6 protein-coding genes and 3 pseudogenes are annotated in these 10058 nt (G+C 53.6%); 2 read left to right on the top strand and 7 right to left on the bottom strand.

The window, feature by feature from the left end; genetic code table 11:
• Positions 1 to 76: 76 nt before the first annotated feature.
• Both J8I34_RS32090 and J8I34_RS32095 read right to left on the bottom strand, forming a co-directional pair.
• Positions 77 to 493 (bottom strand): annotated as a pseudogene (locus J8I34_RS32090) (transposase); the annotation flags it as partial.
• A 79-nt stretch (positions 494 to 572) separates the two neighbouring features.
• A pseudogene (locus J8I34_RS32095) lies at positions 573 to 707 on the bottom strand (DUF2165 family protein); the annotation flags it as partial.
• 657 nt (positions 708 to 1364) lie between these two features.
• Here J8I34_RS32095 and J8I34_RS32100 point away from each other — a divergent pair.
• Positions 1365 to 1850, top strand: coding sequence for an adenylyl-sulfate kinase (locus tag J8I34_RS32100; protein WP_256441906.1), 486 nt, complete (start codon positions 1365 to 1367; stop codon positions 1848 to 1850).
• A 257-nt stretch (positions 1851 to 2107) separates the two neighbouring features.
• On the opposite strand, the gene J8I34_RS32105 is transcribed toward J8I34_RS32100, so the two are convergent.
• From J8I34_RS32105 to J8I34_RS32120, 4 genes are all read right to left on the bottom strand, one after another.
• Positions 2108 to 3361 carry an aminotransferase class III-fold pyridoxal phosphate-dependent enzyme gene (locus J8I34_RS32105; protein WP_209777892.1) on the bottom strand — a complete coding sequence of 418 codons (1254 nt, stop codon included), beginning with the start codon at positions 3359 to 3361 and terminating at the stop codon, positions 2108 to 2110.
• Entirely contained in the window at positions 3362 to 4852 is a 1491-nt protein-coding gene (locus J8I34_RS32110; RefSeq protein WP_209777894.1) for a GMC oxidoreductase, read from the bottom strand.
• Positions 4853 to 6330: 1478 nt separating this feature from the next.
• Complete coding sequence (locus tag J8I34_RS32115; RefSeq protein ID WP_209777897.1) at positions 6331 to 7584, bottom strand: MFS transporter; 1254 nt, start codon at positions 7582 to 7584, stop codon at positions 6331 to 6333.
• Positions 7585 to 7616: 32 nt separating this feature from the next.
• Entirely contained in the window at positions 7617 to 8576 is a 960-nt protein-coding gene (locus tag J8I34_RS32120) for a sulfotransferase family protein (RefSeq protein WP_209777899.1), read from the bottom strand.
• A gap of 685 nt (positions 8577 to 9261) precedes the next feature.
• Here J8I34_RS32120 and J8I34_RS32125 point away from each other — a divergent pair.
• A complete protein-coding gene (locus J8I34_RS32125; protein ID WP_209777902.1) occupies positions 9262 to 9432 on the top strand; it encodes a hypothetical protein in 171 nt (56 codons plus the stop codon).
• A 57-nt stretch (positions 9433 to 9489) separates the two neighbouring features.
• On the opposite strand, the pseudogene J8I34_RS32130 reads toward J8I34_RS32125, so the two are convergent.
• Positions 9490 to 9695, bottom strand: a pseudogene (locus tag J8I34_RS32130) (transposase); the annotation flags it as partial.
• Positions 9696 to 10058 lie beyond the last annotated feature (363 nt).

Genomic DNA, 10058 nt, shown 5'->3' on the forward strand with positions numbered 1-10058 from the left:
GTTCTACTCCCTGGTGGCCTAACCGCAGCACCTTTCCGTCCCCCGCTCGCCCCTACCTCCTTATCGCGACGGAACCCCTGTCCTTAGCGGCGCGTTGCCGCCGTTGATGAAAGCCGCTGGGGCTGACTTTCAGCACCTCGCATAACACCGAAATCGGCCAGTGGTGACGATTGCGTTCGATAAAAGCGTACTTCACGTCGAGTCCTTCGCGAAGTACGCGCACGCCTTTCTTAGGATGTCACGCTCCATCTTCAGGCGTGCCACTTCGGCACGAAGTCTCGACACCTCCATCTGCTCCGCGCTGACCGGCTTCGTGCCGGCCCCCGCCGAGCTTGCCTTCCTGCTCAGCCTTGACCCAGTTGGAAATCGACTGCCCTGGCACGCCCAGCGCCGCCGCCGCCGCCGCCGCCGCAATGCTCTGGCCGGCCTTGACCAGCCGAACCGCTTCCAGCTTGACTTCGAGCGTGTAGCGCGCTCGCTTCGTCTTGCTCATCTTCTTGACTCTCCTTGCTTGAGTTTAAACGCTCAGCAAGGGATTCGTTTTTCGGGGGCAAGCTCAGAAGGATATGACGAATAAAGACAAAATTTGTAAGGTAATCGGTTATATTGTTAAACGCGACCAAAGAGGCAAAGAGGGCGATGGCAACGACCATCAGTGTCCTGGAGATTCGTAGGGTCATAGATTTAGCGCTTTGAGTTAGTGCCATCAGAAAGAACCCGCAAGGAGTGCGCCAGACTTTTCTGCGAGCTCAACTGCTGTTTTTAGGGCAGGCAGCTTGATGTACCGCACATTTTCGCGAATAGAGCTCTTTTAGGTATTTTCATCCCAAAGGGCTCGTGCAATCGGTACAGGGATCCTCAATCCGACGCTGTGCAATATGTGTCATCGATGCCGAGTAGGTTTCTGTTCCTTGAACTTGATCGACTCAAAGCGAGTTGAACTTAATCCATCTTTCCAGTAACGTCAAAGGATTTAGTTTCGTATGCGAAGATGCACTTTGGGGAGACTTCGGAAGTGAAAGCATCTAGGGAGTGACTTGGCGGGCTTCGTGCCGTTGGGCTTTGTTACTTTACCTAACACAACGCAACGCCGCACAAGTAGCCCGCTACGGAAGAGCAAAAGGCATCTGATATTTGGATAAATGGCATCGAAACAATGAATTGTACAAGTTGTCCGAGTTCCAGCAAAGTTACGAAAAACCGCGCTGAGGCTCGAATGCGAAGGGAGCAAGAGGGGAACGTAGACCGACCCAACCGTGGTTCAAAAATTCATTGAAAAGTGCTTGAATTCCTTGCCGCATTCGTTGACACGGTCATCAATCATGAGCAAGTGGAATATGAAACAAAGAGGGCGTGCTATCGTCATGATTCAAGGCCTTCCGGGATCTGGCAAGACTACACTTGCTCGAATGCTTTTGGATCTAATTCCGACAGCCAACTGGGTTAATGCGGATTATGTTCGGCAAAATATAAATCGCGACTTGACGTTTAGTTTGGTGCACCGAATCGAGCACGCGCGTCGTATGGCCGAAATCGCCAATCTGACGCTAAACTACGGTGCGAACGACCATTGCATTGTGGATTTTGTTTGTCCCACAACGGAAACGCGGAGAGCCTTTCTGGGAGCGGCCAAGTACCCAGTCTACACCGTGTTCATGAACACGATAACTGCTGACGAGTCTAGATTCGCAGATACGCGCAAAATGTATGAGTCTCCCACAGATTACGCATTTCGGGTGAGCGGATATAAGACGATGGAGGAATTGAAGGAGGTTGCACGTACAATTCACTTGGTGCTCCTAAGTAGATCCCCAAGTTTGTCGTTGACTAAACTTAGGCGGAGTCTTTGAATATAAGAGAAATGGGTCTTGCGCGGAATAATATTAGTTTTGGTGCGCCTACTCGGACCGAACAGGTCACCAAATAGGCCTCTAGTTTATCCTCTCAAGTAATGTCGGTGAAAGCCGCAGCTAGGCTGCTACGGCCATTTGCGAAAGCAATAGGACGTCCCTGCAACTGTCGCGATGCAAGTTATTCGGCGATTGTGCGCTTGGCGGCGAGTTCGAGCGGCAATCCTTGAACGTGTGTATCTCGGTGCCGGGGCCTTTCATAATCGTGCCCAATAAGTCTTGTTGGAGAGGCAAGTGTTCGCTGTCGCGCGAAACGCCCGCCAACAGTATTCGATCATGGATCTGTCTGTTACCCGCGCGGTCATATCTTCGTCTTTGCGGTAGTCCGCGAGCGCACCCTTCAGCGCCTCTTGTAAAGTGCTGAAGAATGTGTCGCCCATGGAAATATTGCTCATGTAAGTTGCCGGGTAACCTGTGTATATACCGTATTGAAGGCACCGTCGGACAAATGCCCTTCCATGTCTTTGCGAAGGCATGACAATATCGAACATGGCGTCGCTTCCTAAGACACGCGCGGGTATTCCGTAGCTAGCGAATGACTCGTGGAACAACCTCTTGAGCACTGCGCCGCTATCCGCCAAGCGAGCTACAATGCCATCTTCTTCGAAAATTTGCTGCGTTAGATTAGCGGCTACGAAGGCTCGATTTTCACATAAGTAGGTGTTGCCAAGATAAACACCATCCGCCCCGGACATGGCATCGGCCGTACCAATAACCGCAGAAAGGCCAATTCCCTGTGCGAGTCCTTTGGACAAGGTAATCAGGTCGGCCGGGACTTGGTGTGCTTGGCAGTAACCACCGTCGGCGTAACGAAGTCCGCAAAGCACCTCGTCAACGATCAAAAGCGCTCCATGCAGTATAGCCATCCTAGCGATTTGGTGGAGTAACTCCGGAGGAAAGACCGACGGCTCTGGCGTGACCACAATTCCGGCGACTTTGCCTCTGTTCCGACTCAACCTCTGCTGCAAGATATCTAAGTCATACTGAAAGTCCTGGATGTAATGGTCTTTGGCTGGAGAATCGTCCGACCACGGGTACTGTTGGAAGATGTCATGCCAACCGTGAAAACCGGCTGTTAGGATAATTGGTTGACCGGTTCGACGTCGTGCGATGCGGACAGCTGCCTCCGTTGCACAAGATCCGGTCCTCAAGAAGAAGACCCTAGGTGTAGTCGCGAATCTCTTTGAGATTCTTGCAGCTAGCATCTGGCGCTGCGCGCTTACTGGGGATGGAAGAACGTCGGCATGGCTCTCCATAGCTTGAGAGAGTCTCGCCTTAAATTCAGGGTTATTACTACCCAAGGGTGAGGCGCCGCTGCAAGATGACATGTCAAGATAGATCTTGCCATCGATATCCTGCGCCATCGGGCCCCAGGCGGATTTGAAAATGATGGAAGAGCGGGTTTCGCGCTCCCATTCAGCCAGATGACCAGTGGATCCAGAACAGGACATTTAGTTTTCCTTTTCGGCGAGTGACAGCGCCATTCGTTTTGCGTTGGCCATTATAGTATGCGTGGGATTGCTATTTCCGGCGAAATTCATAACGGATCCATCCATAACATAGATGTTCGTTAGTCCGTGAATCTTGCCGTAGTGATCCACGACTGATGTCTTTGGAAAAGAACCCGCACGCATTGTGCCGTGTAGATGTGAACTGCCTTTGCCTCGCGAGAAAGGCATTCGTTCGATACAGGATGCGCCTAAGCGGCGGAGAGTGTTTTCAGCCCGGTTGGCAAGAAAGCTGATTCGTGCCCTATCATTTTCCGAGTTTTTATACGCTATACGGATGTAAGGAACGCCGTGTGGGTCGATGGCGCCGTCAAGCATTACACGGTTGTGTGACCATGGTTCTTCCCCAGCGATGTAGTGTAGTCGCACGAGACCGATGTTGTCCCCTGGCGAATCCAAATTTGCCTCGTAGATTAAACCCCAAAATCTGCATGGCACGCCAGGGTGCTCATAGAAGTCGTCCGTATACACGGTCGCATGCGGGCCCCAATGAGCAGGAAGCGCGGCTGGATTCTTCACGTAGCCAACGGAGTACCCGCTTATCTTGAATGAGAGGCCGCGCCCTACGAGGTCAGAATCATTTCCAATGCCTGTAGGTGCATGGCGGCTCTTCGAGCGAAGCATTAAAGCCGCCGACTGAATTGCGTTCGCACACACAATGACAGTTTTAACGGGGATACGAATCCGCTGCGAGGAGAGCGGCACATAGCACTCAAGGGCTTCTGCGTGGCAGTCGCTTCGGAGCTCGATCGAATTGACAAAGCATCCGTACAGCACAGAAATCGATCCTGGGAGAGCGGAATCGTCCAAAACACCTCTAGCTAGGATGTTGGCCTTTGCATCCGTAGGGCAGACTAGGTGGTTGCAAGAGGAGCATTCAATGCATCCATTGGTGGTTTTGGATGGCCGGATCGCCAGCGGAACACTCTTTGGCGTGATGCCAAGTTCTTGCATCGCATTGGATATCAGCAGACCTCGTTGGCTTGCTGGATAGGGCTGAAATCCATGCGTACCGCTAATCTCTAAGAGACTTTCGATTTCGGAATAAAAAGGTTCGAGATCCCGAAGTGAAATGGGCCAATCTATCTCCATGTCAGTCCTCAGGTATTGGGATGCCGAGAGATCTGCTTGACGGTATCTGAACATGATCGCGTTGTAAAATTGCATTCCTCCCCCAACGGCACATGCTGTCCATGGATTTCCATCGGCGCGACCGTGTGGAGATGTTCGTGCCTTACTATAGGTTGCTTGGTTGGGGGCGTATAGCGCGCCTGGGGATACCAAGGCTCCATATTCGAGGAGGGCAACGTGGAAACCTTTTTCGGCAAGTGTTCGGGCAGCAATTGAGCCTGAAGCGCCTGAGCCTACGATAACAACATCGAAGCTTGTGTAATCACGAGATGCAGTCGCCGCAATGTGTTTGATGTCTGTCATGTGCAATTCTGTCCTTTTTGAGAAGGGATGTTAGCGCGGGCCAGTCGCCGTTGCTCGCGACAGACCTAAGCAATGCTTTTGTGCGTTCCACGTAGTGTGGGACGGCAATGCCTGCCAATTTGGTGGCGGGGTGTCGATAGCTAACCTGGAAGCCATCATGAGTACGTATGAACCAAAAGAACACCTCATCAGGATCAGTGCAGCGGCTACGGAAGACGGTAGTTCCCCAGGTGTTCCAATTGCTCGCACCAGGCGTATGGCGAAGGTCCATGTATGACACCATGAAAGGGTCGCGCAAGGGCTGGCCGAGGAGTTCGGCCACACGGGGCAGCGGAATTCGCGCGATATCCCTCAAGCCGTCTAGGCCTGCAACGGCCGAACGCACCACCTCACCGAAAGAGTTTGTTTGCTTGATGGGGAAGGCTACGGGCCCCATACCAACATACCCATCCTATGGAAAATTGGAATCGCTCAGTCTGTGTATTGACGGGTACCATGGTACGGAATACGTTCGAACTGCAGATTTCTTGGCCCACTTTGGCAAGGCAGGCTGGCAACCCAGCAAACGAGATGCCCTCAAGTGTGCGGCAGACTCGACCGAAGGAGAATGCGTCAGATGCGTTGAGAAGTTCTGTGTATCCGCTTGGCTGAGCGGCGGGGCTTCCGGTCGCCTCGCTTACCGATACAGGGAACTGAGGCAGTCGGCCGCCGCTCTCGCTGATAAAGGTCCGCCAGCGCGCTATAGATTCGTGTTCAGCGTTCAACGCACCGGCGGCGCTCCATTCGGCTTCTGCGAAATCCAGGTAGCTTGTGCGGCTGTTCGGGAAGAATGGACGCAGCCGTGCTCCGTGAGGACGCGTGTGCTGACGCATACAGTAGTTGAATCTCATACGTAGTATGGAGAATGGAGTAGCAGTCCATTAGGGTGTGGTCTGCGGCGACATAGACGGTGGTTGCTTGCGGACGGCTCACTGTGGCCCAAAGATAGCCAGGCCAGCCGATAGCGAGAACCTCGCTGTCGAACAGGTTCTCCAGATATTGCCAATTTGCAGCCATCTGTGAAGTCCGCAGCCACACTGCGGCGGATTCTCACGGCATCGGCCGGTAGTGTCTTGCGAAGAAATCGTTCGCCAGGCGGAGCGGAAGGGGCCACGATGAACTGGCTACGGAGGGCTTCGTGGCGGGTTACCCAGGCACGCATGCTTCGGTGAAAGCAACTGCATTGAATTCACCCGGAAGATCGAATATGCAGGCGAGCCAAGACGGCTGCAAGGGCCCGTTGCCAGCTGTCTCAAGTGCATACGTTGATGTGGGCTTCCTGGACGTAGGAAGGCCGCCGAGCGTCGGCTGTCCAATGGGGATCGGACACATGCGGTGCGCTGGCCCGCCAAATGGGAAGATAGGATGACCGATAGCATGTCGGTGATCTTCATGATGGGGCCTGTGTTGTCCGAGAGAAGTAATGGAGGTAGCCATTCTTAAGTGTCTGCCTCCACGAACTGCGGTGTACGCACGGATCGCAGAGGGGATGCCCAGATCCACCCAGCGGCTCCGGCAATGAGGGTTCCGCTAAGCAGTAGCGTCGCGCGGGCGCCGAGCCATGTTCCACAGGCGCCGCCTAACACGGCTCCGACTGGAGCAAAGCCCCACACTATGGTCCGGATGCTTGCGTTTACACGGCCGTGCAGTTGCGGTGGAGCCAAGGCGTAGCGGATTGGTACCTGATGGACGCTGTAGACCTGTTTGCCGACCCACAATACAGATTGCGACAGTCCCAATGCAAGCCATCCTGGCACTTCGAGCAGCGGGGTTAGCATTGCGCCAACGGCACTGGTGAGGAGCGCTGCTATTAACACGCGACCCAAGCCTAACGTTCGAGCAAAAGGACGTGCAAGCAAAGTACCAATAACACTTCCGATTGCAGCGATGCCTGAGACGGTCCCGATCGTTGTGGCGTTCAGCCCTAAGCCCTCGGTTAGATACAGCAGAAAGACGGCGGAGTAGGCGCTGTACCAAAATATGAGAGTACCGGTAGCAAAGGTGACAGCGCGGAGCTTGGGGGTACGCAACACGAATAGCGCGCCCTCTGCCGCTTCCGAGAGAACGCGTTCAAGGATGCTCCTAGCGTCGTCATGATTGTAGTCACTTGTCATCGACGCGCTTGTTGTCGGCGCTATTATCACGTATGGGAGTAGCGCCGTCACCAGAAGGAACGACGCCGCATCTGCCAGTATCGCGATAGGGGCCGAAAACGAGTAGATCAACCAGCCTGCGAGCGGCGGACCAAGCACCAATGCCGCCGATTGTCCTAGTTCTATCCAGCTCTGAGCCTGTACAAGTTGTTGGGGCGGCACGACAGTTGGCACACATGCCAAAAAGGCCACGTCGGCAATTACCGTAAGCCCGCCCATCAGTGTAGCTACTGTGTAGAGATGGGGCATGCCGACGTAGCCGATAAGCAAAGCAGATACCGGTACTGTGGCCAACGTTAGCGCCATTATCCAATTTGCCGTAATCAGAAGGATTCGATGTGAAAACCGATCGGCGAAGACGCCGGCAAGCGGGCCTAGCAGAAGGTATGGGGCACGTCCACATGCAAGCAAGAAGCCTGTCTCGAGGGATCCTGCTCGGTGTAGTTGGATCGCGGTCAGAGGTAGGGCGATGAGCGTCACTTGGGCGCCGACGCGGGAAACCATCTGGCCTAGGAGTAGGAGATAGAAGCTGCCGGGCAAGCGTTGTCGTCGCGTTTGCGTTGCCACTGGAATTATTCCCTGCTCGGGAGAGTCGGCACGGACAGCGTGTAGCCGAATTTTTCCAGTTCCCTCCCTGCTAAGCGTTCGAACTGCTCAATCTCCTGAGGCGTGAGGTCTTGCACGTACCGCCCAATACATCTGGTATATAGGGGTTGAGCAGCTGCGTCAGCTGAGGGATGGCCCCACGGTTTGTCGAAAAGCGCGTGCTTGTGCTCTGCGTGATGCAGAACTCTCTCACTCCATCCCAAGCCCAGATACTCCAGCATCCGTGCAGCTGTCTCACGCGGGGCGGTGACCAGATCCTCATATCGCACTTCGAGATAGCGACCACTGGGCGCACCCAAGTGTGCCTTGGTGACGACATCTAGCCAGCCTTGGGCCGCCTCGCCGATAGTCCGATGGTCCCACCCGGGAACCTTTTCATGGGATGCTGCTACGTCGCGGCCATCGCGAATGATGTGGATAAAATGTGCTTGCGGCCAAATGGTGGCATATTTGCAGATGTTCTGGATCCGTCGCTGAAGCTTTAGACCCCATCGCTTCGCCCCGGTCTGTTGTCGCCGGAACTCGCCGATAGAGTCGATAAGCAGGCAGCGATCCTCTAGTGTAGCCAGGTCGGTTCCACGCTCCGCAATCACACGGGTCACCAATGTCTTTACGTCGTCTCGGTCCAGGCCCGAACGTTCACACTGCCAGACGAAGTGCACGCCGTCGAACCATTCAGGGTCGATGGCTTCCTTCGTCGTACCGATAACCCGTGGATCCCGACACGCCATCAAGGCGCATACTTCAAGGATATGTGAGCCAAGGTTGATTGGCTCCGTGAAATCGATCTCCGGACCTACGACCAAATCCGGATGCGAGTCGAGCAGAATGCTAAGCATGGTTGTACCGGAGCGGTCTTCGCCCCCCAAAAGGACAGGGTCAGAACGAAGAGGGACTAAAGTGTGGTCTGGTGAGGAGTTGAACATGGGCCTGGAGGGCAAGAAAGAATATGGCGGCCCAACAATTAACGTTGCCGCTCATTTGTCAAAACACTGAGCGCTGGGACCAATTGCATTCCCTGAGGGGCCGAGTCAACAGTATTAGTGCAAGGGCTGTGCCTGGGAGCGGTTTAGGGCAAAACTACACTGCACGCTGGTATGGAGGCCCTTGCTTTCGTTCTGGGCGGTGCAACGTGCTGTTGAAATTGTTGCAATTTGTCACCTACTGAACATTGTCCACCTCGCAGGGCGGACTAAGGTTCCGCATCTAAGAATAGACAAGGCGTGCTCAAATCTGAAGTGCAACACCTTGCCATTTGGTAATGGTGTTGCACTTCAGATTTGAGGACGCCCGCTTTGGCTCGTTCCTGCTCCGTAGATGGTCACAAGAGACTTCTTCAATCGACTGCTGAGCGCCAGATTTTGATCCTAATCAAATGGCGGGCCAGTGGGTCACTCTATCTACCTTGCTTCTTAACCATCACGCCGTCTAGACTTACTTCGCCATTCTTTCTAACGTAGGTGAGAATGTCGCATCCAACGATTTGATACTCATTGGCATCGAGCAGAACAATTGGAATGGCAGTCTGTCTTAAGGTTTGTCTCGGCGGAATCCGACAAACCCTATGATTGTGGTGCGATACCTTCACCTTCAATTTTTGAGGATTTAATCATGGCTAACATCAAGAATGCAGTGTTTGGGATGCTAGTATTATCTGCTTTGCTTGGCGCCGCTGTGCCGGCATCGGCCCAAGGATTGCAACACACTTCCATCCAGGTATGCCAGTGGAATGAAGAGTTGGGAGTTGGGAGTTTGGATTTGTTGAAGAATTTGGAAATTTGACTTGTTATAATAGAGGAGGCCAGACACGCAATGAGTATCGCAAACAAAATTTAAGGTTCAACGAGAAATTCCGGGGAAGGCCCTCCGGATTTTGAGGAAGAAGTACTCCTCGTCGCGGTAACCGTAGGCACGGGGCTTAATGACCTTGATGGTGTTGTTGGTTCCATCGGCCACGCTCGTATTCAACGGGTGCGCCGGCAGCGGGCAGCGATGCCGTGCCAGTAGGCGTTCAGGCGCTAGGCGAACAGCTCAAGAGCAGGAATTCAGCGCTGCCTTGCCTGTCCACGGTGTTTGAATGGTGAGCCAATATAGGTCATATATTGATTTTATCGGGGTGGTTTAATGCATAAAATTATTTGTTCGATGTTGATGGGAGTAGTCGTGATTCTGGTTGGTTTTGCTCAGCCTATCTCGGCAAGTGAGGCTGGTTGTGAGCCAAATGGGTGGCACGGTTGGTGCTGTCATCCAGAAGGGCAGCCTCCAGTGTGCTCCTAGCTAGTGTCCCGCGTCAGAGGTTCCTTGCATTATTGACACCACATAGTAGTCTGTGTTGAAGGCACGCAAACGGCGAGGTGGTGATGAGAGGAAGACCAAAGGCGGAACTTGTATTGAGTGAGGTCGAACGT

It is taken from the genome of Cupriavidus phytohabitans (genome assembly GCF_017815025.1).
Taxonomy (GTDB): domain Bacteria; phylum Pseudomonadota; class Gammaproteobacteria; order Burkholderiales; family Burkholderiaceae; genus Cupriavidus.